The following is a 25,442-nucleotide window of genomic DNA, read 5'->3' as shown; positions in this document are numbered from 1 at the left end:
CCCGCTCAGTCCAGCCGTCCGGTGGCGCTATCGCTGACGGGCCGGGCGTTGATGTTGGCCTTGACGGCCAGCGCGCCGCGCAGGTCCGCTTCGGCCGGCGTCGGCAGGCGCCACTCACGCTCGCGCCCGGCCAGCACATAGCCGAACAGGCCCGGGGCGATGACGAACTGGCCGCCGGCGGCGTTGCGCAGCTCCAGCGCGCCGATCTGCGCGCGCTGGTTGCCGCTGTTTTTCACCCGCAACATCCAGTTGCCGTCCTTCTTGAACACGCTCCACGCCAGCGACGGCGCGGCGCGCTCGTCGGCCGGCAACACAAACATCGGCACCGAATAGCGCAGGCGGATATCCACGCCGGCCGCCGGGCCGCCGCCCTCGGGCGGAATCTCGTCGATCAAAATCCGGTAGCACAACTCGCTGCTTGGGAGTTGCTGGCTACGTCGCACCAGGCGAATGATCTGGCTGCTCTTGGGCCCGATCTGTAGAATTGGGGGACTCGCTACCACTTCCTGGGTCGGCGTCAGGAGGTCGTCGCCGTCCTTCTGCTCCCACTGATACACCCTGACCTGGCCATACACCGGGCTCTCGCCCAGGTTTTGCATGGTGATGCCGGTGGCACCCTGGCCGGCACGCAAAACAATCATCACGGGGGAAATCTGCAGATTCGCAGCGCCCGCCTGTACTCCCAGCATCGCGAGGACGCCGTACACCATCCAGCACAACCGTCGCGCCGGTAGTTTCATCGTTTAGAAATACACGGTGGCGGTGATCGTCGATTTATAGGTATCCGGCTGCGGCGTCGCCTGGGCCGGCACCACGCCATACACGGTGAGCGTCTGCGCACTGCCGGTGCCGGTGCCCGAACGGGTGTCGGTACCCTGCGAGTTGCCCCAGTTGGTGGCGCCGGCCGCCTGGTACAGGTTGAAGGCGACGGTGCTGGTGTTGGCGCCGGTGCCGCTCATCACGCGCGCGGCGGTGGTCGAACCGGTGCCGGTGCCGGCGTTCAGGCCCACGTTGTACAGCGTGGTGTTGGTGCAGGTGACGCTGAGCGTGGTGTTGACCGACACCGACGTCGCCAGCACGCCCTGCGACTGGCCGAAGTCGAGCGCGTTGGAGGCGATGGTGCAGTCGGCGATGATTTTCATCGTCACGTCGAAGTTGCTGGTTTTGCTGCCGTTGACATAGACGGCCGCGTCGGCCACCGGCGTGGTGGCGGCCAGCGCCGCCGCCATCACCGCCACCACGCCCGCCAACCGGGATGTGCGCCTGTTTTTCATTTCTACCCCCATAATTAACAATTGAGCGACGGTGCGGAGGGGCGTTGTTCAGGACAATTGCCATCACTCAACACTTGAACCAATTATTGATGATAAAAAAAAACCGTGCTTTTGCTACAAGTGACTACGGTTTTGGGAGCGTAGAAAACTATTAAAAATTTTTAAAAGATAGGCATAATACGCAACAGGGCGTGAAGAATTTATCAACCAAGCAAGGTGAACCATGCCGACCAGTGACAGTACGCAGCGCAAAATCCTCATCGTGGATGACTCCGCGTTCGAGCAGCGCGTGCTGGTCGATCTCCTTAGCGAGCTGCCCTACAAGGTGTCGGTGGCCTTCAACGGGCTGCAGGGCTACCAGCTGGCGCTGGCCAATCAACCGGACCTGATCCTGCTCGACGTGCGCATGCCCAATATGGACGGCTACACGGCGTGCAGGTTGCTCAAAGCCAACCCTGTGACGCAGGACATTCCGGTGATCTTCCTGAGCGGCGCCGACGCGGACGAGGAGCGCATCATGGGCCTGTCGATCGGCGGCGTGGACTATGTATCCAAGCCGTTTTCGCCGGGCGAGCTGGCGGCCCGCATCCAGGTGCACCTGAACCTGGCGCGCCGGGTCAGCGACCGTGGCCAGCAAGCCTCCAACGATGCCGAAGCAGGCTCCGGCGACGCTGGAAGCGCCGCCGACAGCGATCCGGACGCGGTCATCGTGGCCGCCGTCAAGCGCCTGATCGACGACAACCTGGCCACCCTGCCGGGGCTGGCGGAGATCGCGCGCAGCGTCGGCACCTACCGTGAAAAATTGTCGCAAATCTTCCGCGAGCAAACCGGCATGACGGTGTTCGCCTTCATCCGCGACGCGCGCATCCGGCGCGGCGAGGAATTGTTGCGCGATACCGACATGGATGTGCAGGACATCGCGCTGCTGATCGGATTTAACAATGCGGGTAATTTCGCCACCGCCTTCCGCGAGCGCACCGGCATCACGCCGAGCGCCTTCCGCACCTCCAACCACCAAAGAAAAACGCCGCACTCCTGACGGGGCGCGGCGTTGTGCGGGGCGTGTGCGGCGGGCTTAGCGCAGCCGGAACACGCTGACCACCGCCGCCAGGTTGGCGGCCTGCTCCTGCAACGACCCGGCGGCGGCGGCGGCCTCCTCCACCAGCGCGGCGTTCTGCTGGGTCACCTCGTCCATCTGCGTGATGGCGCGGTTGACCTCCTCGATGCCGGTGCTCTGCTCGTGGCTGGCGGCCGAGATCTCGGCCACCACGTCGCTGACGCGGCGCACGCTCGACACCACCTCGCTCATCGTCGTGCCGGCGCGCTGCACCAGCGCCGTGCCGCTGTCGACCTGGGTCACCGAATCGTCGATCAGCTGCTTGATCTCCTTGGCCGCCGCCGCGCTGCGCTGGGCCAGGTTGCGCACCTCGCTGGCGACCACCGCGAAACCGCGCCCCTGCTCGCCGGCGCGCGCCGCCTCGACGGCGGCGTTGAGCGCCAAAATGTTGGTCTGGAAGGCGATGCCGTCAATGACGGAAATAATGTCGACGATCTTGCGCGAGGCCGCGCTGATGGCCTCCATGGTCGCGATCACCTCGCCCACCACCTGGCCGCCGTCGGTGGCCGTGCCGGACGCCGATTGCGCCAGCTGGTTGGCCTGGCGGGCGTTGTCGGCGTTCTGCTTGACGGTCGAGGTCAGCTCCTCCATCGCCGAGGCGGTCTCTTCCAGCGAGCTGGCCTGTTCCTCGGTGCGGCTCGACAGGTCGAGGTTGCCGCTGGCGATCTGCGCCGAGGCGGTGGCGATGGTATCGGTGCCGCCGCGCACCTCGCCCACCACCCGCAACAGGCTGTCGTTCATGGCTTTGAGGGACAACATCAATTGCCCCGTCTCGTCCTTGCTGCTGCTGACGATGTGGCCGGTCAGGTCGCCCTCGGCCACGCGGCGGGCGATCACCACCGCCTCCTGCAGCGGCGCGGCGACGGCGCGCGAGACGGTCGTCGCCAGCAGCAGGCTGATGACGATCAGCGCGCCCAGCGTGCCCAGGATCAGCTTGCGGGCCAGCGAGAACGTCTCCGCAGCCGACGTGTCGGCCGCCATGCTGCCGTCGTCGTTGATCTTGACCAGCGCGTCAAGCTGCTCGTTGACCTGGCGGAACACCTTGTTGGAGGCGCCGCGGAACAGCACCCGCGCCTCGTCCTTCTGGCCGGCGCGCGACAGCGCCGTCAGTTTCTTGCTTTCGGCCTGGTAGGCCTCCAAGGTTTTCTGCAACTCGGCATAGATGCGTTTTTCCTCCGGCTCCGACACCAGCGCCGCGTACGAGGCCTGTTGCTTGCCCAGCGTCTCGAGGCGGGTCGCCATCGATTTCTCGGTGGCCGCCATGTCGGCCTCCTCGGACAGCAGGATGTGGGTCGATTCGGAGATGCGGTAGCGCGACATCGACGTTTGCATCTGGCCCAGGTAGCGCACGGCCGGCATCCAGTTGGTGGCGATATCGGTGGAAGCCTGGTTGACCTTGACCAGCTGGTTGATCGAGAACAGGCCCAGGAAGCAGGTCAGCGCGATCACCACGGCGAACGCCAGAATTAACTTCTTGCCTATCTTGAGATCATAGAACCATTGCATTTTGTGCTCCATATTTTTTCCGCTTGGAAATGAATGATAGAGCGTGCTTAGAGCAATGTCGATTTTTGTCGGTGTTTTCTACGCGTTTAGTTGCGCCGTTGCCTCTTGGCCGCGCATCTGCCGGCGCCAGAAAAACCAAGACGCCAGCGCGTTGAGCCAGTAGGCTGCGTACAGCGCGGCGGTCAGGTACAGGCCACGGCTGGCGTACAGCGGAACGGAGACGGTGTTGACCAGCAGCCAGAACGGCCAGGTTTGCAACCGCCGCCCCATCAGCAGCAGTTGCGCGATGATGCTGAACATCAGCACGGCCGAGTCGATGAACGGCGCGTAGGCGTCGGTCCACGCTTGCAGCATCAGGCCATAGGCGGCGGTGGCGGCCAGGCCGGCCACCGCCATCGAGCCCACCAGCAACGGACGCGCCCTGGAAATCGGCAGCGCGGCGCCGCCGCCGCCGGCCACCCACTGGCGCCAGCCGATCAGGCAGGTGACGATGAAAAAGGCCTGCAGGGCGACGTCGGCGTACAGCCTGGAGGTGTAGAACAACGCCGCGAACATCGAACAGCCGATCACGCCCAGCCACCACGAATGCACATTGTTGCGGCCGGCAAGTACGATGGAGAGCGCCATGACGGCATTGGCGGCGACTTCCAGCGGTGTGATCAAAACGGCGTCCTTCGAGGGGTGGCGCCGAGGGTCGGCGGGGCCGGCGCGGCCGACTACTCGCGGCAGTCGGCCGGCAGCAGCCGGGCCGGGATGGCGTCGCTGCCGCAGCGCCAGGCCACGCGCTTATTCTCATCCAGGCTCGGCGTGAACGCAATAGCCTTGCCGCGATAATTCAAGTCGGCCGGGAACACGTGCACCGCGCCATTGGCGGCATCGACCGTGATGCTCTGCACCACGTGGTTGGGGTCGGCCATCGCGTAGCCGGCCTGCTCCAGGGTGGCCGGGCCGCTGCCGTGGGCGTAGAAGTAGCGCTCCACCGCCGCCGTCGCGTCCTGGCCGACGCCGACCGCCTGCGCCATGCGCGCGCGCGTGGCGTAGTCCTGGTAGGCGGGCAGCGCCACCGCCGCCAGCACGCCGCCCAGCGCCAGCACCGCCAGCAGCGAACCGGCGCCGCCGACACCGAGCCGCGGCACGAACAGCGCCATCAAATAGGCCCAGCCGTGGCGGCCGGGCTGCTCGACCTCGCTGCCGCCGGCCAGCCCGCGCATCACCGCCATGCGCTTGACCAGCCACGGATAGTCGCCGACCAGTTCGTGGAACGACATCCAGAAGCCGGACGACTGCTGCGCCTGCGCGGCGTAACCGGCCGTGCTGAGCTGGCGCCAGCGCTTGCCGCCGGCCGCCAGCGCCGCCAGGCCTACTTGTGCGCTGTCGAGGTCGTCGCAGGCATGGAAACCGTGGCGGTCGCACGTGTATTCGCGCGCGCGGGCGTAGGCCGCGCCCAGCAGCGGCACGCAGGACGCCGGCGCCAGCAACGCCGACCAGCGCAGGTGGTGGCGCTTGAGGTGGCCGATTTCGTGGCCGATGTAGAAGTTGATCGCGTCCGGGCGCTCCTCCAGCGCATCGACGATGTCCGAATACAGCACGATGAAGTTTTTGCCGAGAAAGCGCGTGGCGAAGGCGCTGAAGCTGCCGCCCATTTGCAGCAGGTACGCCTCCGGCGCGTTCTCCAGCCCGAGGCGCCGGCAGCAGGCGTCGATGCGCTCGCGCAGGTCGGGGAATTGCTCGGGGGTGATGCGCACGCCCGTGCCCTTGAGCCAGGACACCAGCGCCGATTGCGCGAAACAGTAGGTAATGAAGAACAGCAGCAGGTAAATCAGTAAATAGGCCAGCGCCACGCCCATGGTCGCCGCCAGCAGGCCGGTCCAAACGGCAAGCGAGACGGCCAGCATGATGCCGAACAACGCTTTTTCGTTCTTATAAACCAATTCCATACGGCTCCCGGCCTGATAAAGTTTCCCGGGAGCTATTCTAGCGGCTTATTTAAGAAAAACACAACTCTTTATGATAACGTTGTCTGCAGGTCGGCAATATTGATCGGCTTGACCAGGTGGGCGGCGAAGCCCGCCTCGCGGCTGCGGTGCTTGTCGTTCTCCTGGCCGTAGCCGGACAGCGCGATCAGTTTCAGGCCGTCGCCGCGCGGCAGGCGGCGCAGATGGGCGGCCAGCTCGAAACCATCCATGCCGGGCAGGCCGATGTCGAGGATGGCCACCTGCGGCATCGCCCTGTCCGCCTCGGCGATGGCATGGGCCGGATCGTAGGCCACCGTGGCGTTGTAGCCGAGCGCGCCGAGCAGCTCGGCCAGCGAATCGGCGGCGTCCTGGTTGTCGTCGACCACCAGCACATGGGTGCCGCCGCCCTGCGCCGGCGCGCTGTCGCTCGACGGGGCGTGGCCGGAGTCGGCTTCCTCCACCACCGAGTCGGGCAAGGTCAGCGTGAAGGTGCTGCCGCGCCCTTCGCCGGCGCTGTAGGCGGCCACGTCGCCGCCGTGCATCCGGACCAGGTTGCGCACCAGCGCCAGCCCGATGCCCAGGCCGCCCTTGGCGCGGTCGACCAGGCGGTTGCCCTGCACGAACAGATCGAAGATGTGCGGCAGCAGGTCGCGCGAGATGCCCGAGCCGTCGTCGGTGACCTGGAGCGTCAGCGCGCGCTCCCGGACCCGGGTGGCCAGGGTCACGTGGCCGCCGGCCGGCGTGTAGCGCGCCGCGTTGCTCAGCAGGTTGGACACCACCTGCGCCAGCCGCGCCGGGTCGCCGTGCCAGCGCACCGGCGCCACGTCGACCAGCAGCCGGTGCTGCTTTTGCTCGAGCAGCGGACCGGCCATTTCGATCGCCTTGTTGAGCACGTCCGCCAGCGGCACCGTCTCCTTGCGCAGCTCGACCTTGCCGCTGGCGATGCGCGAGACGTCGAGCAAGTCGTCCACCAGCCGCACCAAGTGGTCGACCTGGCGCTGGATCACTTCCTGCTCGTGGATGGTCTCGCTGTGCTCGCCGCCGCGCAGCTTCATCAGCTTGAGCGCGGTGACGATGGGCGCCAGCGGATTGCGCAGCTCATGGCCCAGCATGGCCAGGAATTCGTCCTTGGTGCGCGACGACGCGTTCAGGTCGGCGTTGAGGCGCTCGCTTTCGGCCATCGCCTGCGCCAGCGCGCGGTCGCTGTCGAGACGGCTCAGCGTGGCGCACACGGTGGCGGTGTACTGTTCCAGGAACTGGCGGAACGACACGTCCATCGGCAGCCGTTGCGACACGCGGAACGCCAGCGCCAGCTCGTCGCACAGATGCAGTTCGGCGCCACGGATGACGATGACGGCAGGATCGCCGACGGCCAGGTCGGCGCCGTTGGCGGCAGCGGCGCCCGGCCCGCGCAACAGGTCCACCGACAGCAGGTCGTCCGGCGCGTCGCCGGCGCTCAGCGCGATGCCGGCGCGCACGTCGGCCTCGCTGCGGCAGGCCAGCAGCCGGCGCGCCAGCAGGTCGAGCGCGTGGCGGCGGCGTTCGGCCAGCACCTTGGCGGTGGTCTCGGTGCACACCACCAGCACGCCGGCGATGCCGTCGTCCTCGCCGAACACCGGCGTGTAGGTGTAGCTCCAGTAGACATCCTCGATGCGGCCGTTGCGCCAGATCGGAACCAGGTTGTCGGCGTACCAGCGCGGCTCGCCGCCGTTGCGCACCGCGTCGATCTGCGGCCCGATGATGGGCCAGATCTCGGCCCAGCATTCGCGCCCGCCATGCCCGAGCGCGGCCGGATGCTTGCCCTCGCCGAAGCACGGCACGTAGGCGTCGTTGTAGACCTGCGTCAGCCCGTCGCCCCACCACAGGAACATCGGGTGCACCGAATGCATGACGATGCCGACGCTGGTGCGCAGCGCGGCGGACCAGTCGTCGATGGCGCCCAGCGCCGTGTCCTGCCATGGGAAATCGCGCACCATGTCGCGCATGGGCGTGCCGCCGCCGATGAAGCGGGTCGACCGGGCGCCGACGGCGGCGGGGAAGGACAGCGTAGTAACGGAGTGGGCCGCCATGATGACTTTATGTGCCGAAAGCCAAAGTGTAGCAAGAGCACTGTACGGCGGCGCACAATAGGCGCGCGCGGGATCGAACCTTTCCCGGCGACGCGAATTGTAGTTAGCAAGCAACGCCAACGCCCGCAACCTCCCCCAATAAATCAACTCACTGATCGTTTCCGCGACGCCGATTTTTCGCGCGTTGAAGTCGCATATGATCGATTTTCCCAAGCAGGGAGAGACATCCACACAGCATCAAAAAATACAAAAGGATACGCATGAAGAACCGGAACCCAAGTCCGCTCAAACCGTCCGTGCTCGCCGTCGGCGGCGTGCTGGCCGCGATGGCCGCGATGGCCACCGTGGCCACATCCGCGCACGCGCAAACCTCCCCCGCCGAACCGGCGCCGGCAACGACGCCAGCGTCCGCGCAGTCCGCCGACTCCGTGGTGGTCGTGACCGGCTTCCGCGCCAGCCTCAACAGTGCGCTGAACACCAAGCGCGCCAGCGACGGCATCATCGACGTCATCAAGGCCGAGGACATCGCCAAGTTCCCCGACGCCAACTTGGCCGAATCGCTGCAGCGGGTGCCGGGCGTGTCGCTCACGCGCGGCGACGGCGGCGAGGGCAAGCAGATCACCGTGCGCGGCCTGAACGCCGGCTTCACGCGCGTGCGCATCAACGGCATCGAGGGCGTGACGGCCACCGGCGCCTCCGACATCAACGGCAGCACCAACCGTGGACGCGGCTTTGACTTTTCCGTGTTCGCTTCCGAACTGTTCAACAGCCTGGAGGTGCGCAAGACCTCCGAGGCCAGCGTCGAGGAAGGCTCGCTCGGGGCCACCGTCGACCTGCGCACGGCGCGCCCGTTCGACTTCAAGGGCCGCACCTTCAGCCTGGGCGCGCAGGAGATGCACAACTCGCTGTCGGAAAAATACAGCCCGCGCGTGACGGCGCTGCTGTCGGACCGCTGGAAAACGCCGTACGGCCAGTTCGGCGCGCTGATCTCGGCCGCCTATTCGAAACGCACGGTGCAGGAGGAAGGCTACGAGGCGGTCGAATTGCTCAGCGCCAGCAACGACGGCGGCTTTTGCGCCCCGGCCGGCTACGCGCCGCAGAATCCCGCCAACAACGCCGTCAAGGGCATCAACGCGGCCAACTGCGGCTTCGGCGTGCCGCGCACGTCCAACCTGGCCGCGTACAACGACGTCATGTCGCGCACCGACAACTACGGGGGAACCGTCGCCAATCCACTGCCCGGCTCGGGCGCGTTCGCGCCACGCATCCCGCGCTACCGCCGCTCGATGACCCAGTACGAGCGCTCCGGCGTGACCGGCTCGCTGCAATGGCGCCCCAGCAGCAGCACCGAGCTCAATCTCGATCTGCTCGGCGGCAAGTTCAACAACAAGCGCTACGACAACTACATCTCGGCCATCTCTTTCGGCCGCAGCCTGGGGCAATCGAACGGCAAGCCGCAGACGTCGATCCTGGAGAGCCATTTCAACGAAGCCGGCAGCTGGGACTACGGCAAGTTCAACGCGGTCGACATCCGCAGCGAAGGGCTGCTCGACGTCTACTCGACCTTGTTCCGGCAGCACGTGTTGTCGGGCCGCCACGATGTCACCGACCGGCTGAAGATCGATTTCCTGACCGGCCAGTCGCGTTCGGACCTGGACGAGCCGCAGCGCACCACGGTGCAGTTCGACTCGCCCAACGCCAACGGCTACTCCTTCGACTTCCGCAACAACCGCAACGTACCGACGATGAACTTCGGCATCGACGTCACCAACCCGAACAACTTCAGCTTCGCGCCGCAGGAGGCGGACGGCACCTTCCACGGCCAGTTCGTCGGCCGCTATCTGCACACCCGCAACACGCTCAAGACCAACCAGGTCAACGCCAGCTACGAGCTTAACGACAACCTGACCTTGCGCACCGGCTTCTCCAAGCGCGACAACACCTGGACCAACGTCGAGATCGGCTCCGGCGGCAACGGCCTGACCTTGCCGGCCGGCGTCGGCATGGGCGACATCACGCGCCAGATCGGCGGCTTCGGCAAGGGCCTGGGCGGCGGCGGCGTGCCGAACGCGTGGGCGGCCGTCGACCTCGACAAGTTCCTCAAGGTCTACAACATCGAGTGCCATTGCACCGAGGTGCCGGGTTCGAGCTACAACTTTTTGAACCAGGCCAACCGTGGCGTCGACGAGTCGATCAAGGCGCTATTCCTGGCGGCCGACTTCAAATACGACCTGTTCTCGATTCCGCTGCGCGGCAATGTCGGCGTGCGCCACGCCCGCACCAACGTCGACAGCTTCGCGCTGCTCAACGCCAACGGCGTGCTGGAACCGGCGCGATTCAAGAACAGCTACCGCGACACCCTGCCGGCGCTCAACGTCTCGGCCACCCTGCCGCACGACGTCATGCTGCGCTTCTCGGCCGGCAAGACCTTGGCGCGTCCGGAATACACCGACCTGGCGCCGTCGACCACGCTCAGCACGCAGGTGCAGACGGTCACGATCGGCAACCCCAATCTGGCGCCGATCCGCGCCAAGACCTACGACGTGCAGGCCGAGTGGTACTACGCCAAGAACGCGATGGTGTCGGTGGGCGCCTTCCACAAGGATATCGGCACCTTTATCCAGGGCGTGTCGGAGCGCGCGGTGTTCTCGTCGCTGGGCTTGCCGGAATCGATCCTGCTGGGCGGCGGTTGCAGCATCACCGGCGGCACGCCGGCCTGCGCCACCTTGCCCAACACCACGGTGGTGGTCAACCGCCAGGTCAACACGCCGGGCGGCCCGCTGACCGGGTACGAGTTCAACCTGCAGGCGCCGTTCAGCTTCCTGCCGGGGATCTGGGCCAATTTCGGCCTGCTGGCCAACTATACGCACGTCGATTCGAAGATCACGTACATCACGCGGGTGGACAACCCGAACACGGCCGCCAATGAGCTGCTGACGCGGCGCGCCAACTTCACCGGCCTGTCACCGAAGGCGCACAACCTGACGTTGTTCTACGAGGACAAGACGTTCAGCGCGCGGGTGTCGGCGGCGCACCGTTCGTCGTATCTGCTCAACGTGCTGGGCGATGTGCAGGGACACGACTTCACCGTGGTCGATGGCTCGACCAACATCGACTTCAGCATGTCGTACAACATCACCCCGCAGTTGCGCGTCAGTCTGGAGGGGCAGAACCTGAACGACACGCCGCTGCGTTACGGGCGTGACAGCCAGCGCAACGACACCTTGCTGTACGTGCACTCGGGGCGGACCTTCGTGGTGGGGTTGAATTACAAGTATTGATCGCGGGCCGTCGACGGCGCGTGCATGGCGGATTACGCTACGCTAATCCGCCCTACGTGTCTCCCGTGGACCCACACGTGGAGTGCCCTCGGAAACACGTAGGGCGGATTAGGCGGAACGCCGTAAACCGCCATCTATGCGCCGTCGAAGGCGTCGATCAGTGCTCACGCCAATGGTCGAGGTTGACCGGCTCGGCGATCGGCGTGCCGTTGCGCTCGGCGCGGAAGCGCGCCGACGCCGCGTACACGGCGCGCCGCACGCGCATGATGGAACCCAACGGACGGTGGGCGGCGATGCAGTGCCACGGACTGAACTGCATGCCGTCGTCCACCAGCACCGACAGCCCGTGCGTCCACCCCGCCTGCGGCCCGGCGCTGATGCGCGCCACCGCCACCCACGGGCTGGTCCACTCGACCGTCGCGTCCTCGATCGGCATCGTCGCCAGATCGTTGCACAGCTGCACCCGCAACTCCCACTCGGCCGCGTGTTCGGTCATGAAATCGACCACCGCGCCGCGCAGGCCGTTGGGCTTGCCATCCAGATCGACCGGCTGGTCCTTCAGCGCGACCAGTTCCGGCGACACCGGCACCAGCGACAGCTTGGCCATGTAGCGGCCGAACAGCACCGGCACCTGCGTGAAAAATGTCTCGCCGAGGATATGGGTTTCCGGGTGGCCGCCGATTCCCTTCAGCGCGGCGCTCTCGCCGCCAACCGCCTCGATCGCCTTCTCCGCGCCTTGCAGCGCCGCCGAAAAGGCCTTCTTCAACGCCGGCACCTTGTCGGTGGTGGCAGCCAGCAGCTTGGCGCTGTTCAGGAATTGCTTGGCGGTCGGCGACAGGAACACCGGCCCGTTGACCATGACGAAGTCCTGCGTGGTGTCGCCCTCGGTGTCCGCCAGCCGTTCGCCGGGCACGCCGACGATCTTGATCGCCATGCCGCGCGGCGTCGACACCTTGTCGTCCAGCAGATCGCCGGGCGTGGTCGACAGGCGCATCACCACCGGATACTCGCCGGCGGTGGCGAACAGACCCTGCGAGTAGTCCGGCGGAATCCGGTCCAGCACCCGCAACTGGCCTCGCAGCAAACCGTGGCTCTTGGCATGCACACCGCGCGGCGCGTGGCCGCTGTCCTTGTGGACGGTCTCGGCAACGTTGCGCATGGCATCCTGCAGGCCGGCGATGGTCTTGGCCTCGTCCTCCTCCTCGATTTCGTAGGACGGGTCATAGGGGAGCGGTTGGTTCAGATGGCGGGTGGGGGAATCCATTTTGTATCCTGCGGGCTAGTTGGCTGACTGGTCGATGATGCCGTCATTGCTCTGCAATGTCTGTTGCGTGCCACACCCACAACCGTGCCACACCGGCAATAAGGCATTCCATACCGTCAAACCCGCAGTTCGTCGCCCACCGCTGGTCAACGCCACCGGCAGGCACTACAGTCATCCCATGGATCTTTACTGATGGAAACCGATGACGCCCACCCTCCGCTTCGCCCGGCCGGCCTTGCTCGCCCTGATCGCCACCGCCACCTTGCTGGCCGCGCATTGCGCCCAGGCGCAAACGGCGCCCGTCTTCACGCCTGAACAGTTGCGCGCCGACCTGCGCTTCATCCAGGACGCCATCGCCAGCACCCATCCCGATCCCGGATTCTCGGTCGACGCCGAACAATTGCGGCAGACCTACCGGCGCATCGACGCGCAACTGGACAAACCGATGACACGCGACCAGGTCTGGCGGCTGCTGGCCACGCTCAACCCCGTCTTCGCGGACGCCCACATGGTCGTGACGCAACCCGACGCCGGCGGCCAGAGCGAGGCGTTCATCGCGGGCGGCGGCGGCTTCTTCCCCTATGAAGTGGTGGTGGACGCGCAAGGCGGCCTGACCGTGCGCGCCGAACTGGGCGGCGCGGCCTCCCCGCTGGCCGGCGCGCGCATCGAACAGATCAACGGCGTGCCCGCGCGGCGCGTGGTCGCCGAGCTGCTGGAACGCTGCCATGGCGACACGCCCGCCTTCCGTGCCGACCTGCTGTCGACCCGCTGGCCCTTCCTGTATTGGAAGATGTACGGCGACACGGCCCGGTTCGATGTGCTGACCGCCGATGGCCGGCGCCTGCACGCCGAGGCCGGCCGCAGGCTGCCCGCCTACCTGGACGGACGATCGCAATTCGACCGGCAGTTCCGTTTCGAGCTGCTGCCCGGTAGCGCCGCGCTCATGACGGTCAACACCTTTTACTGGCCGGACAAAAAACAGTTCACCGACTTCACCGAGCGCGCCTTCACCCAGCTGCGCGACGCCAAGGTTAAGACGCTGCTGATCGACGTGCGCGCCAACGGCGGCGGCAACGACGACATGTGGATGGACGGCATCCTGCGCTACATCGCCGACAAGCCGTATCGCTGGGCGTCGACGTACAAGAAGAAGGTAATCAAGGGCCGCGAGAGCGCCACCGAAAAGTTGGGCGACGTGGTCGACGGATCGATAGAAAAATGGCTGCCGCCGCAAGCGGACGAGCCGCTGCGTTTCGGCGGCGCCACCTACGTGCTGGTGGGACGCAACACCTACTCGTCGGCCATCCTGTTCAGCAACGTGGTGCAGGACTTCGGCTTCGCCAAGGTGGCCGGCGCGCCCGGTTCGGCGCGCACGCGGCAAAGCGGCGGCACGCAGAACTTCGCGCTGCCCGCCAGCGGCCTGGGATTCAGCGTGCCGCGCCGGATCTTCCAGCGGCCTTCCGGCGCGGCCGAGCCTGCGCTCGTGCGGCCAGATCTTCCGCTGCCGGACAGCCCGTACGACAGCCGGCAATTGATCGACGCATTGCTGGGCCAAGTCCACCGCTGAGCTCACCTCACTTGCATAACGCATGTGGCGCCTCCCAGTGGAAGTCACCCTCCGGCAACAAGCTTTGCGGCTGCCGAAGAACTGTGGGAGCATAGTCGACACGTTCACCGCCGTCGCGGTGGGATTGGGGGCTGCTTGAAGCTGTTACGGCTGTTGAAATTTTGCGCAGGTTTATTGCTGAGCATCCCGGCGCTCGGCGCCGAGCCGCCCGTCATGCGCTTCGCCACCGAGGAATGGCCGCCGTTTTTCAGCCGCACGCTGCCCGAGAACGGGCTGACGGGCGCGTTGATCGGCGCGGTGGTCAGGCGCATGGGCTACGAGATTCAGATCGACTATTTCCCATGGAAGCGCGCGATGGAAGTCGGCCTGCACGACCGCGACTACGCCGGCGCGGTGGCGCTGATCCGCAATCCTGAACGGGAGAAGGTATGCCATTTTTCCAGCGCCGTTGGTAGCCGGCAGACGGTGCTGGCCTACCTGAAGGACAAGCCGGTGGCGGCTGGCGCGCTGAAGGATTTGGAAACGGTGCGCATCGGCACCGTGGGCGGCTACTCGTACGGCGAGCAATTCGACAGCCTCGCGCGGGCGGGCGTGCTAATGGCAGAACCAGCCATCAGCGATGAGATCAACGTGCGCAAGCTGCTGGCGCGACGCTTCGCCGCCATCGTCATCGAGAAGCGCATATTGCGCTACCTGCTCGCCGCCGAGCGCTACACGCAAGGCGAGCGCGACCGGATCGAGACGGCCGACCATCTGTTCTCCACGCGCAGCGTGCACGTGTGCTTCCAGCACACCGCGCAGGGCTTGATACACCAGCGGGCGTTCGACCAGGCCGCAAGGGACGTGGATTTATCCAGGATAGAGCGCGACTACTGGCGCGAGATGCAGCCGCCACCGGCCAAACCGTGAGCCGGCGGCGCGCCGCGCGTCATGCGGTTGCCACCGCCGGCGCTTTTTTATCGCTCGCGACGGCGGTCTTCGGCGCCGGCTTGGCTTTCTTCTTCCCAACCTGCTCCAACACCACCTTGTGAATGAAGTGCAGCTTTTCCTGGACCGGCGTCGGCAGCTTGAACGGATACGAGTCGGGCGTGCCGACGCTGCGATTCAAGCTGTTGAGCACATAGGTCAGCGCGAACCAGTCCGCGATGATTTCGTCGAAGGAATCGATCTTCAGCGGCGGCGCGGTGATCACCATCTCCGGCTCCTCCTTCTTGCGCGGCTTGAGCGACAGTCCGCAGGCGTGCGCCGTCTCCAGCGTATCGATCATGTGCAGGTAGTGCGCCCAGGTTTCGGCCCAATCCTCCCAAGGGTGCGAGCTGGCGTAGGTGCTGATGAAGTGCTGCTCCCAGTCGGCCGGCGCGCCGTTCTCGTAGTGTTTCTTCAGGCTCTCACTGTAGTCCTGGCGCTCGTCGCCGAACAGTTCGCGGTAGCCGTCGATCCACTCGCTGTCGGCGATCAGGCGGTCGAAGTAATAATGCCCGCTCTCGTGGCGGAAATGGCCCAGCAAGGTGCGGTAGTGTTCGTGCATCTGCTCGCGGGTGCGCTCGCGCTGGGCCGGATCGGCCTCGGCGATGTTGAGCGTGATCAGGCCATTATCGTGGCCGGTCATCACCTTCTCGTCGTCGCCCGGGCCATCCTCCAGGAACTGGAAGGCCAGGCCGGTTTCCTCGTCCTCCTCCTTCGAGACCGGGGTCAGGTGCAGCGAGTACAGGGAATACAGCAAGCGCCGCTTGGCCGATTCGAGGCGCTGCCAGAACAGGTGGTTCTTTTCCGAGCTGAGGGTGGGGATGACGACCGTCAACTGGCACGAAGCGCATAACTCGTTCGGATCGTTGGCATCGAGCATCCAATTGCAGACTTGATGGTTAACGTAGTTGCTGCATTGCTTGTAGAGGCGGCCGGCGTCGTTCTTGTTCAAGCTGCGCCACGTGCCCTCCTCCGCCGGCTCGAAGCTGCTGACGACGCGTTGCTCCGGCTGGTAGCCGAGCATGCTGTCGCAATTGAAGCACAGCGTGTTTTCGAAGAAGACTTGTTGGGCACACTTGTCGCAGTGAAAGGTTTTCATTTTGCCTGGAAGATGGGTGGGTGCGGTCGCCGGAAGGCACGCTTGCCAGCATCATAGCCACATGGGCCATGTTGTTCAGTTAGCCAGCGCGCATAGGGCTGGAAGTGCGTGGATTGACAACAGTGCGGCTTCAATGCCGGGCTACAATAATTCCAGCGGCGTGACGGTAACGTTAACCTGCAAGCCCTGTTCACCGCCGCCGAGCACGATGCCGCGCATCGGCGTGACGTCGCTGAAATCACGCCCCCAGCCGGTGACGATGTGCTCGTGCTGCACCAGGCAGCGGTTGGTCGGGTCGAAGTCGATCCAGCCCAGCGCCGGGTCGTACACCGACACCCAGGCGTGCGAGGCGTCGGCGCCGATCATGCGCGGCTGCCCTTCCGGCGGATGCGTCAGCAAATAGCCGCTCATGTAGCGCGCCGGCAGGCCCAGCCCGCGCAAGCCGCCGATCATCAGTTGCGCGAAGTCCTGGCAGACGCCGCGCCGTCCACTCAGCACCTGCTCGAGCGGCGTCGAAATGTCGGTGGCGGTGCTGTCGAACTCGAAGTCGTCGAAGATCCGCTGGGTCAGGTCGAGCGCGGCGTCGAGCAGCGGGCGGCCGGCGCTGAAACTGGCGCGCGCGTAGTCGGCCAGCTCCGCGCTCAGGCTCACATGCGGCGACGCGTACAGGTATTGGCACGCTTCCAGCGTGGCGTCGCTGCGGTCGGTCAGCATCAGGTCGCGCACCAGCTCCCATGGGGCGCTGTCGGCGATCTGCTCCAAGGTGCGGCGCGGGGACAGCGCCAAGGTCGATTCGACGTGCACCAGCAGCGCGCTGTGCGGCGCGGTGATGCTGAAGTGGCGCGTCAGATTGCCGAAGTAGTCGGCGCCGTCGGTGATGTCCTCCGCCGGCGGGTCGGTCACGATCCGGTGCGATTCGGTGCGCTGGTAGTCGAACGAGCGTGGCGTCATGTGCAGGTACTGCTGCGACAGCGACACCGCGCTTTGATAGCTGTAGCGGGTTTGGTGCACCACCAGGTAGCGCGCGCAGGCGATCGGCGCTTGTGGTGGAGGCGTGTCGGTGGCGGTGTTCGGCAGCGGGCTGGCGGTTTGCTGGGTTTGGGATTGCGTCATCGCGCATACCCCCGCGCGCACGGAGTTTCGAATTTGTTCTGCAGACTGCCAGTGTAGCTGAAGAACTGCAGTCCGATCTGCTCGGCCATCACCTCGCTGGCATTTTGCACGCGCGCCAGCAGGTCGATCAGCCGTGGATTGGCGCCGTACAGATCCGCCTCCGGCGACAGCGACAGCAGCTCGTTCTGCAACGGGGCGAGATTGTGCTCGCCGCAAGGACCGTACACCTTGGCGATCTTGCGCAAGCCTTCGAGCACGCCATGCAGCTGATGGCTGATCGAGCGCGGATTGCTGTCGTCGAGGATCAACAGGTCAAGCACCGGCAGCCACTCGGGCTGGGCGCGGTAGCGCGCGCGGTAGGTGACGATGCTGTCGGACAGCTCCAGTACCCAATCCAGATTGCCCTCCGGGTCCATACCCAGCGCCGCCCGCAGCACCATGCTCTGGAATTGCAGGCGCTCCAGGCGCCGCCCCAGCGACAGGAAACGCCAGCCCATGTCGCGCGTCATGCCATCCAGGCCGAACCCGGTCAACGTCATCAGCGAGGCGGCGGCGTCGTCAAGGATCGTCATCGCTTCCGATTGCGACGGCAGCGCGGCGCCGCCGGCGCGTTCGACCAGCCGGTTCAGCGCGCGCCAGTTGTCGACCGACAGCCGCTCGCGCAACTGGCTGGCGGTGTTATAGAGCTGCTGCTGCTGGCGCGCCAGGCCCGGCACCTCCGGCGAGACCACCGCCAGCAGCAGTGCCGCTTCGATCTGCGCGTCGTGCGCGATGCGCGCAGACGCCGGCGGCTCGGGCTCGTGCCCGGCTTCTGGTGCCGCGCCCTGGCTCTGACTTTGGCTTTGGCTTTGATTTTGGCCCTGACTCTGGCTTTGGCTCTGGTCCTGGCTTTGGGTCTGGGTCTGCTGGTCCTGGCTCTGGGTTTGCTGATCCGGGCTTTGACTTTGCTGGCTCTGTCGCTGCGCCGGCTCCGGTTCGGGCATGGGGGTCAGCTGGAACCACGCGCACAGCGATTCGACGGTCGGCCATTCGGCGCCCGGATAGCCGGCGCGCACGTTGAAGACGATGTTAAGCGCCACCCGCAGCAGGCGCGCGATGTCGTCGCAGCGCTCGGTGTTACGGCCCAACCAGAACAGGTTCTCCGCCATGCGGCTTGACAGCTGGGTGTCGTCGCGCACCAGGTCTTGCGCGGTCATGCTGCGCGGGACGGGTTGCTGGTGGCGCGCCTGCGAACTGGCCTGCACCCACGTGTCCTTGCTGCCGCCGCCGTGCTGCATGGTGATGACGCGCGCGTCCGGCCCGGTGGCGACGCGCGTCAGCCCGCCCGGCATGACGACGTAGCCGTCCGGCGTGGCGCAGGCGAACACGCGCAGGCCGATCGAGTGCGCGCTCAGGCGCCCGGTCTCCGGCTGGTACACCGGCCCCTGCGACAGCCGGACCAATTCGTGGGCGACGTAGTTGTTCGGGTTGGCGCGCATCTGCGCGATCAGCGTGGCCCGCGCGGCGTCTTTCAGATCGCGCCCGTATACCGGCGCCTGGCGCAGCTGCGGGAAGGCCGGCATGATCACCAGCTGGTCCAGTTTTTCGATCGCCTCCTCCAGCGCGGCCGGCTCGCCGCACCACCAGGTGGCCACCGACGGCATGCGCAGCGGCTGGCCGAGCAGGCGTTCGCTGAGCGCCGGCAGGAAGCCGAGCAAGGCGCCCGATTCCAGCAGGTTCGATCCCAGGCTGTTGGTGACCAGTACATTCCCTCGGCGCGCCGCCTCGGTCAGGCCGGCCACGCCCAGCGCGGAGTCGGAGCGCAGCTCCAGCGGGTCGCAGAAGTCGTCGTCGACGCGGCGCATGATCACGTGCACCCGCCGCAGCCCGGACAAGGTCTTCATGAACACGATGCCGCCGCGGACGGTCAGGTCGCCCGCCTCCACCAAGGGCAGACCAAGGTAGCGCGACAGGTAGGCTTGTTCGTAGTAGGTTTCGTTGTAGGGACCGGGCGTGAGCAGCACAATCAGCGGCGCCTCGCCGGCGCGCAGCGGATGGGCGTCGCCGTTGGCGGCGCAGCGGCGGCCCCAGTGCGCCAGGCTGTCGCGCATGGTGCCGAAGAAGCCTTCGAGCGGGCGCACCTTCATGTCGCGCAGCAGTGCCGGGAAGCTGCGGCCGATGATGGCGCGGTTCTCAAGCGCGTAGCCTGCGCCCGAAGGCGATTGCGTGCGGTCGGCGGTGGCCCACCAGCGGCCGTTGGGCGCGCGCGCCAGATCGACCGCGTAAAAATGCAGGGCAATGTCGTCCGGGTGGCGCATGCCGTGGGCGGCGCGCAGGAAGCCGGCGTGGCCGTGAATTAACGCTGGCGGCAGCAAGCCCTCTTTGAGCATGTTTTGCGGGCCGTAGACGTCGCCCAGCACGCGGTTCAGCAGGGTGGCGCGCTGGATCACGGCCGCCTCGATGCCCTCCCATTCCTGGCGCGGCAGGATCAGCGGCAGCAGGTTAAGGTCCCACGGCCGGTGCGTGCCGGCGGTGTCGCCGTAGACGGTGTAGGTGACACCGTTCTGGCGCACCTCGCGTTGCACCGTTTCGAGGCGTTGGCGCATCAAATCGGGCGCTTCGGCGCGCAGGCCGTCCAACATGGCGCGCCAATGCGGACGCGGCTCTTTCGAGGCGTCCAGCATTTCGTCGAAACTATCCGGTGCGGCCAGATATTTGGATAGCAGTTGCTTAGGCATCGCGGTCGATCGGTTTTTCTTCTAATTTTTCTCTATAGTGCGCTCAATCGGGCTGCCAGCGCAAATCGAGCGTCATCGGCAGGCTCGGATTCAGTGCTTCCTTGTACACATACATCTGCCCCGGCGTGTGCCCATGCGCCCAGAAACGGGCGAAGCGGCGCGCCTCGGCGGCGTTGGCGTTGATCGGCGAACTGTCCTCGCTGCGTCCACCCGGGTGCACCACGTGGTAGGTGCAGCCGCCGATGGCGCGCCCGCTCCACGTGTCGACCAGGTCGAACACCAGCGGCGCCTGGATCTTGATGCTCGGGTGCAGCGCCGACCACGGGCTCCACGCGCGGAAGCGCACGCCGGCCACATATTCGCCCGGCACGCCGGTCGGATGCAGCGGCAGCATGCGGCCGTTGCAGGCGACCACGTGGCGCCCGTCGGTCAGGCCGCGCACCAGCAACTGCATGCGCTCGACCGACGAATCGACATAGCGCGCGGTGCCGCCGCCGGTCATTTCCTCGCCCAGGACATTCCACGGCTCGATCGCCTGGCGCAGCTCCATCTCCACGCCCTCGTACACCACGGTGCCGAAGCGCGGGAAGCGGAATTCGATGAACGGATCGAACCAGTGCTCCTCGAACTGGTAGCCGGCGGCGCGCAAATCGCGCGCAACATCGCGGATATCCTGCGCCACAAAGTGCGGCAGCATCCAGCGGTCGTGCAGCGCCGTGCCCCAGTGGACCAACTTGGCCTGGTAGGGCTGGCGCCAGAAACGCGCGACCAAAGCCCGCAGCAACAGCATCTGCAAAAGGCTCATACGCTCGTGCGGCGGCATCTCGAAGGCACGGAATTCTACCAGACCGAGACGGCCCGTCGGCCCGTCGGGGGAATACAGCTTATCGATCGAGAACTCGGAGCGGTGCGTGTTGCCGGTCAAATCGACCAGCAAATTGCGCAGCAGGCGGTCGACCATCCAGGGTTTGTCGCCCTCGTGGAGGGTCGGCAGCACCTTGTCCATTTGCTGGAAGGCGATCGCCAGCTCGTACAGATTGTCGTCGCGCGCCTCGTCCACGCGCGGCGCCTGGCTGGTCGGGCCGATGAAGGTGCCGGAGAACAGATACGACAGCGCCGGGTGGTTTTGCCAGTAGGTGATCAGGCTTTTGAGCAAGTCCGGACGACGCAGCATCGGGCTGTCGGCGACGGTGGCGCCGCCCAGGGTGGCGTGGTTGCCGCCGCCGGTGCCGGTGTGGCGGCCGTCGTTCATGAATTTTTCGGTGCCCAGGCGGGTCTTGCGCGCCTCCTCATACAAGGTGGTCATGTTGTGCACCAGCTCTTTCCAGCTGGCCGCCGGCTGCACGTTGACTTCGATGACGCCGGGATCCGGGGTCACGCTCAGGAGCTTGACACGCGGGTCGCGCGGCGGCTGGTAGCCCTCGAGCCACAGCTTCATGTTCAGGTGGGCGGCGGTGGTTTCGATCGCGGTTACCAGCGCCAGGTAGTCCTCGATGCGTTTGAGCGGCGGCATGAACACATGCAGGCGGCCGCCGCGCACTTCGACGCACAGCGCGGTGTGGATCACCTCGCGCGGCGCCGGGGCGGGATCGACCTTCTTGGCCGCCGATTTGCGGGCTGCCGCGTCGACTTCCGCGTGGGACGGCACGCCGTCGCCTTTCGCCGCCGGCGCCAGCGGGCCGCGCGGCTCGAATGGATCGCGGTCGAATTCCGGCTCCTCGTCCTCCGGCTGCACCCACGGCAGCGCGTTGAGCGGAAGGCGCAGACCGAGCGGCGATTCGCCCTCGATCAGGTATAGGTGCTCACGCTTGAGCGGCCAGGCCGACGTGCGCCAGGTGGTCGGCAAGGCGATCGACAGGCGCGCCTTGGCGTCGTCGGTCAGTTCTTCCGGTTTTAGGGGCAGCACGTAGCCGGCCACCGCGCCCAAGCCGTTTTCCAGCAGGCGCGCAAGGCGGCGCCGCTCCTCCGAAGACTTCAAGTCTGCCTTGAGCGGATCGAGGTTGACCGGCAGGTTCTCCTCGCGGCGGGCTTGCACCAGCACGTCCTCGTAGGCCGGGATCGGGCTGTTGGACGGCAGGCCGAGGGTGCTGACCAGCGCCTCGGTGAAACGCTTGGCGTGTTCTGCGCCGTAGCCGTCAGCCTTCTTCTCGTCCGAGAACAGCGCCTTGTTGCGCCAGATCGGCTGGCCGTCGGTGCGCCAGAAGATGTTGAGCGCCCAGCGCGGCAGCGGTTCGCCCGGATACCATTTGCCCTGGCCGTAGTGCAGCATGCCACCGGGGGCGAAGTGGTTCTTCAGGCGCAGCATCAATTCGCCGGCCAGTTCGCGTTTCTTGTTGCCGTGCGCCAAGGTGTTCCACTCTGCGCCGTCCATGTCGTCGATCGAGACGAAGGTTGGCTCGCCGCCCTGGGTCAGGCGCACGTCCATCGCTTGCAGGTCGTAGTCGACCTGCTGGCCGAGGGCGTCGATCTTGTGCCAATCGGCGTCGGCATAGGGTTTGGTCACGCGCGGGTCTTCGTGGATGCGCGTCACGGTCATCACGTGGTGGAATTCCACCTCGGCGACGTCGGTGAAGCCGCTGACCGGCGCGGCCGACGACGGGATCGCGGTGCAGGCCAGCGGGATGTGGCCCTCGCCGGCCAGCATGCCGGAGGTGGGATCGAGGCCGATCCAGCCGGCGCCGGGGATGTAGACCTCGGCCCACGCGTGCAGGTCGGTAAAGTCGACGTCGGTGCCGCTTGGGCCGTCGAGCGCCTGCTGGTCGGCCTTCAATTGAATCAGGTAGCCCGACACGAAACGCGCCGCCAGCCCCATGCCGCGCAGGATTTGCACCAGCAGCCAGCCGCTGTCGCGGCACGAGCCGGAACGCTTCTCCAGCGTTTCGGCGGGGGTTTGCACGCCCGGTTCCATCCGCACCAGATAGCCGATGTCGCCCTGCAGGCGCTGGTTGATGGCGACCAGGAAGTCATTCGTCATCAGGTCTTTTTTGAGGATCTCGCGGCGCGCCATGGCGATCCACTCGACGACCTCGGGATCTTCCTCAAAGTGCAGATACGAGCCCAGTTCGAGCTTGAGCGCTTCCGGATAGGCGAACGGGAAATGCTGGGCGTAATCCTCGAGGAAGAAGTCGAACGGGTTGATGACCGTCATGTCGGCAATCAGGTCGACGGTGAAATCGAGCTCCTTGGTCGCTTCCGGGAAAACGGCGCGGCCGATGTAGTTGCCATACGGATCTTGCTGCCAGTTGAGGAAGTGCTGCGCCGGAGTGATGCTCAGCGAATACGACAGGATAGGCGTGCGCGCGTGCGGCGCCGGGCGCAAGCGCACTTCATGCGGTGAAAGCGTGACCAAACGGTCGAATTTGTAGCTGGTTTTATGGTGCAGGGCGACGCGGATGGCCATTCGGTAGTGCCTTTCGGTAAGTATTGCACGGGACGAAGGCAGCAACACTGCCGAGGCGCCGGAGATATTCTATTGTCTTGATGATAAAGCAGGATCCGTACCCGCAGCGGAGGGAGTCAGCGGATCGGTCCGGAAGATGTTGGCAAGGAGTTTACTTGCGTAAGGTTAGTCATAGTAGCTGAAAACGCGTGAAATCCCGGCACCCCATGCGGGGGTCAGTGCCGACATTCGGACATTGTGGAACTTTTAACCATAGAAAAGTTCCCAATTATCTTAATTTGTCCGAATGTCGGCACTGACCCCCGGTTTTTTTATTGACGATTATCCCGCTGGGGATAACGTTATCGAAGCCGGAATAAAGAGGAATAAAAGGAGATAAAAATGCTGACGGGCGCCAGACCACACCGTAGTCTGACGCCCGCTGCTGGCCTGCGCGCTACCGGTCTATGGTTTAAACACCCACCGCCGGCAGCGTCTGTGCAAACTGCGAGACGCCGTCGAGGTTGAACAGCTCGACCTTCATCGCCTTGGTTTGCGGGTCGATATTGACTTCACCAAAGAACTGGTAGCCGGCAAACGGCGAGGAGTTCTGAATCAGCGGGCTTTTCGAGAATACGGCTGTGGGGCCGAAGGTCTTGTCGAGCACGCCCGGGCCGAAGGTGCCGGCATTCATCGGGCCGGCGACGAATTCCCAGAATGGGGAAAAATTCGTGAACTTGGCCTGGGCGGGATCGTAGTAGTGGGCGGCGCAGTAGTGAACGTCAGTGGTGATCCAGACCACGTTGGGCACTGCCTTAATGCTACTGAGCAGGCGAGCCATTTCGAGTTCGCGGCCGAGGGGAAGCCCGTCGTTGCCGTTGGCGAGTGCTTCCCACAACGCCTCACCCTGGGCATTCTTGCCGTCGCCGACGTTCAGGCCGATGGGCATGTCGGCGGAGATGACTTTCCAGGTCGCGGTCGAGGCCTTCAACGCGGCGATCAGCCATTCCACCTGCTCACGACCCAAAAACGCCGAACTGGCGTCTTCAGCGGTTTGCAGGTTGGTGCTGTTCGGACCACGGTAGCTGCGCATGTCCACGACGAACACGTCCAGCAGCGGACCGTGCGAGATGGTGCGATAAATGCGCTGCGGTTCGCTTTGCTTGTAATAGCGCATGGGCGCATATTCCAGGAAGGCGCGTCTGCCACGGGTGGTGAGGGTCGCGATGCTTTTTTCGGTGTAGCGCGCGTCGGCCGATAAATCCTTGGAAGCGCTATAGTTATTGGTCACTTCGTGATCGTCCCATTGCCAGACCTGCGGCACCTGGGCGGCGAACTTGCGGAAGTTCGCATCCATCATATTGTAGGCATGGCGGCCACGGTATTCCTTCAGCGTTTCGGCGACCTTGCTGACTTCTTCCGTGACCAGATTACGCCAGACCTTGCCGTTTTCCGCCGTGACCTGGGCCAGGATCGGGCCGTCGGCATAAATCGTGTCGCCGTTGTGGATGAAAAAGTCCGGGTCGCGCAAACGCATCGCTTCGTAGATTTTCATGCCGCCAAACTCGGTATTGATGCCCCAGCCCTGGCCGCACTGGTCGCCGCTCCAGTGAAAACGCACGGCCCGGGTTGCATCGGCAGCAGGAGTGGTCCTGAATTGGCCCGAGATGGTTTCGCTTTCGATTTTCGAATTGTTGGGATCCACGTAGCGCACGCGCACGAATACCGTTTGGCCGGCGGGCAAGCCGCCCAAGTCGACACGGGTTGTGAAATCGGTGGCGTCGCTGGCGGTGGGGCCGACGATGCGGCTGGCGTTGCTGAAACGGTCGCTGGTATCGTATTCGACAATCATCTGCGCGTTACGGTCGCTCCGGCTCCAGATGATCGCGCGGTTGTCCGCAATGTCGCCGAACTGTATTCCCGAGGGCATCTTGGGCCGTTCGTTCTCGCTGACACCGATGGCGATCGGGGTGGTGCTGCCGCCGCAGCCCCCAAGCAACAGCGGGCCGCCCAAGGCCGAACTGCCCACCAATACCCCACCTTGGGCCAGGAAACTGCGACGCGAAATCGATGAAGTCATGCTTGCTCCGATCATTTAAGAGCGGACAAGCTTAGGTTTTTAATATGACAGGACG

At 65.4% G+C, this 25,442-nt stretch carries 16 protein-coding genes; 4 read left to right on the top strand and 12 right to left on the bottom strand.

Annotation, left to right across the window (positions count from 1 at the left end):
• Nucleotides 1-5 precede the first annotated feature (5 nt).
• Both NHH73_04570 and NHH73_04565 read right to left on the bottom strand, forming a co-directional pair.
• Nucleotides 6-641 (bottom strand): fimbria/pilus periplasmic chaperone, encoded by a 636-nt coding sequence (locus tag NHH73_04570; GenBank protein ID USX29556.1) that lies wholly within the window; start codon nt 639-641, stop codon nt 6-8.
• A 102-nt stretch (nt 642-743) separates the two neighbouring features.
• Nucleotides 744-1,229: a spore coat U domain-containing protein gene (locus NHH73_04565; GenBank protein USX29555.1), complete on the bottom strand. Its 486-nt coding sequence runs from the start codon at nt 1,227-1,229 to the stop codon at nt 744-746.
• 268 nt (nt 1,230-1,497) lie between these two features.
• On the opposite strand from NHH73_04565, the gene NHH73_04560 reads away from it, so the two are divergent.
• Nucleotides 1,498-2,313, top strand: a complete 816-nt coding sequence (locus NHH73_04560) for a response regulator (GenBank protein ID USX27582.1) — start codon at nt 1,498-1,500, stop codon at nt 2,311-2,313.
• 36 nt (nt 2,314-2,349) lie between these two features.
• Here NHH73_04560 and NHH73_04555 read toward each other — a convergent pair whose 3' ends face one another.
• From NHH73_04555 to NHH73_04540, 4 genes are all read right to left on the bottom strand, one after another.
• Nucleotides 2,350-3,897: a methyl-accepting chemotaxis protein gene (locus NHH73_04555; GenBank protein USX27581.1), complete on the bottom strand. Its 1,548-nt coding sequence runs from the start codon at nt 3,895-3,897 to the stop codon at nt 2,350-2,352.
• A gap of 78 nt (nt 3,898-3,975) precedes the next feature.
• Nucleotides 3,976-4,560 carry a nicotinamide riboside transporter PnuC gene (gene pnuC, locus NHH73_04550; GenBank protein ID USX27580.1) on the bottom strand — a complete coding sequence of 195 codons (585 nt, stop codon included), beginning with the start codon at nt 4,558-4,560 and terminating at the stop codon, nt 3,976-3,978.
• A gap of 53 nt (nt 4,561-4,613) precedes the next feature.
• Complete coding sequence (locus tag NHH73_04545; GenBank protein USX27579.1) at nt 4,614-5,834, bottom strand: M48 family metallopeptidase; 1,221 nt, start codon at nt 5,832-5,834, stop codon at nt 4,614-4,616.
• 68 nt (nt 5,835-5,902) lie between these two features.
• Nucleotides 5,903-7,921: an ATP-binding protein gene (locus NHH73_04540; protein USX27578.1), complete on the bottom strand. Its 2,019-nt coding sequence runs from the start codon at nt 7,919-7,921 to the stop codon at nt 5,903-5,905.
• 260 nt (nt 7,922-8,181) lie between these two features.
• Between NHH73_04540 and NHH73_04535 the strand changes: the two genes are divergently transcribed.
• Nucleotides 8,182-11,202 (top strand): TonB-dependent receptor, encoded by a 3,021-nt coding sequence (locus NHH73_04535; GenBank protein USX27577.1) that lies wholly within the window; start codon nt 8,182-8,184, stop codon nt 11,200-11,202.
• Nucleotides 11,203-11,359: 157 nt separating this feature from the next.
• On the opposite strand, the gene NHH73_04530 is transcribed toward NHH73_04535, so the two are convergent.
• The gene (locus NHH73_04530; protein USX27576.1) at nt 11,360-12,466 is read right to left on the bottom strand and encodes a catalase family protein; all 1,107 of its coding nucleotides are present in this window, start codon (nt 12,464-12,466) and stop codon (nt 11,360-11,362) included.
• A 202-nt stretch (nt 12,467-12,668) separates the two neighbouring features.
• Between NHH73_04530 and NHH73_04525 the strand changes: the two genes are divergently transcribed.
• Both NHH73_04525 and NHH73_04520 read left to right on the top strand, forming a co-directional pair.
• The gene (locus NHH73_04525) at nt 12,669-14,033 is read left to right on the top strand and encodes a S41 family peptidase (GenBank protein ID USX27575.1); all 1,365 of its coding nucleotides are present in this window, start codon (nt 12,669-12,671) and stop codon (nt 14,031-14,033) included.
• Nucleotides 14,034-14,207: 174 nt separating this feature from the next.
• Nucleotides 14,208-14,942, top strand: coding sequence for a transporter substrate-binding domain-containing protein (locus NHH73_04520; protein USX27574.1), 735 nt, complete (start codon nt 14,208-14,210; stop codon nt 14,940-14,942).
• Between the two features lie 19 nt (nt 14,943-14,961).
• Here the strand turns inward: NHH73_04520 and NHH73_04515 are convergent, their stop codons facing one another.
• From NHH73_04515 to NHH73_04495, 5 genes are all read right to left on the bottom strand, one after another.
• On the bottom strand, nt 14,962-16,098 hold the full coding sequence (locus NHH73_04515) for a putative zinc-binding peptidase (GenBank protein USX27573.1): 1,137 nt from the start codon (nt 16,096-16,098) through the stop codon (nt 14,962-14,964).
• A 141-nt stretch (nt 16,099-16,239) separates the two neighbouring features.
• A complete protein-coding gene (locus NHH73_04510; protein USX27572.1) occupies nt 16,240-17,211 on the bottom strand; it encodes a transglutaminase family protein in 972 nt (323 codons plus the stop codon).
• On the bottom strand, nt 17,208-19,928 hold the full coding sequence (locus NHH73_04505) for a circularly permuted type 2 ATP-grasp protein (GenBank protein ID USX27571.1): 2,721 nt from the start codon (nt 19,926-19,928) through the stop codon (nt 17,208-17,210). Before NHH73_04505 ends, NHH73_04510 begins: the two co-directional genes overlap by 4 nt.
• 43 nt (nt 19,929-19,971) lie before the next feature.
• On the bottom strand, nt 19,972-23,328 hold the full coding sequence (locus NHH73_04500) for a transglutaminase family protein (GenBank protein USX27570.1): 3,357 nt from the start codon (nt 23,326-23,328) through the stop codon (nt 19,972-19,974).
• 451 nt (nt 23,329-23,779) lie between these two features.
• Nucleotides 23,780-25,387 carry an alkaline phosphatase D family protein gene (locus tag NHH73_04495; GenBank protein ID USX27569.1) on the bottom strand — a complete coding sequence of 536 codons (1,608 nt, stop codon included), beginning with the start codon at nt 25,385-25,387 and terminating at the stop codon, nt 23,780-23,782.
• Between the last annotated feature and the right edge of the window lie 55 nt (nt 25,388-25,442).

The organism is Oxalobacteraceae bacterium OTU3CINTB1 (assembly GCA_024123955.1).
In the GTDB taxonomy this organism is placed as follows: domain Bacteria; phylum Pseudomonadota; class Gammaproteobacteria; order Burkholderiales; family Burkholderiaceae_D; genus Rugamonas.
This window is presented reverse-complemented; position numbering and strand designations above follow the sequence as displayed.

Coding starts and splice junctions, on each gene's coding strand:
- NHH73_04525 (USX27575.1), top strand. CDS start 12,669: ATGACGCCCACCCTCCGCTTCGCCCGGCCGGCCTTGCTCGCCCTGATC.
- NHH73_04540 (USX27578.1), bottom strand. CDS start 7,921: ATGGCGGCCCACTCCGTTACTACGCTGTCCTTCCCCGCCGCCGTCGGC.
- NHH73_04535 (USX27577.1), top strand. CDS start 8,182: ATGAAGAACCGGAACCCAAGTCCGCTCAAACCGTCCGTGCTCGCCGTC.
- NHH73_04510 (USX27572.1), bottom strand. CDS start 17,211: ATGACGCAATCCCAAACCCAGCAAACCGCCAGCCCGCTGCCGAACACC.
- NHH73_04495 (USX27569.1), bottom strand. CDS start 25,387: ATGACTTCATCGATTTCGCGTCGCAGTTTCCTGGCCCAAGGTGGGGTA.
- NHH73_04565 (USX29555.1), bottom strand. CDS start 1,229: ATGGCGGCGGCGCTGGCCGCCACCACGCCGGTGGCCGACGCGGCCGTC.
- NHH73_04555 (USX27581.1), bottom strand. CDS start 3,897: ATGCAATGGTTCTATGATCTCAAGATAGGCAAGAAGTTAATTCTGGCG.
- NHH73_04560 (USX27582.1), top strand. CDS start 1,498: ATGCCGACCAGTGACAGTACGCAGCGCAAAATCCTCATCGTGGATGAC.
- NHH73_04505 (USX27571.1), bottom strand. CDS start 19,928: ATGCCTAAGCAACTGCTATCCAAATATCTGGCCGCACCGGATAGTTTC.
- NHH73_04545 (USX27579.1), bottom strand. CDS start 5,834: ATGGAATTGGTTTATAAGAACGAAAAAGCGTTGTTCGGCATCATGCTG.
- NHH73_04530 (USX27576.1), bottom strand. CDS start 12,466: ATGGATTCCCCCACCCGCCATCTGAACCAACCGCTCCCCTATGACCCG.
- NHH73_04500 (USX27570.1), bottom strand. CDS start 23,328: ATGGCCATCCGCGTCGCCCTGCACCATAAAACCAGCTACAAATTCGAC.
- NHH73_04570 (USX29556.1), bottom strand. CDS start 641: ATGATTGTTTTGCGTGCCGGCCAGGGTGCCACCGGCATCACCATGCAA.
- NHH73_04515 (USX27573.1), bottom strand. CDS start 16,098: ATGAAAACCTTTCACTGCGACAAGTGTGCCCAACAAGTCTTCTTCGAA.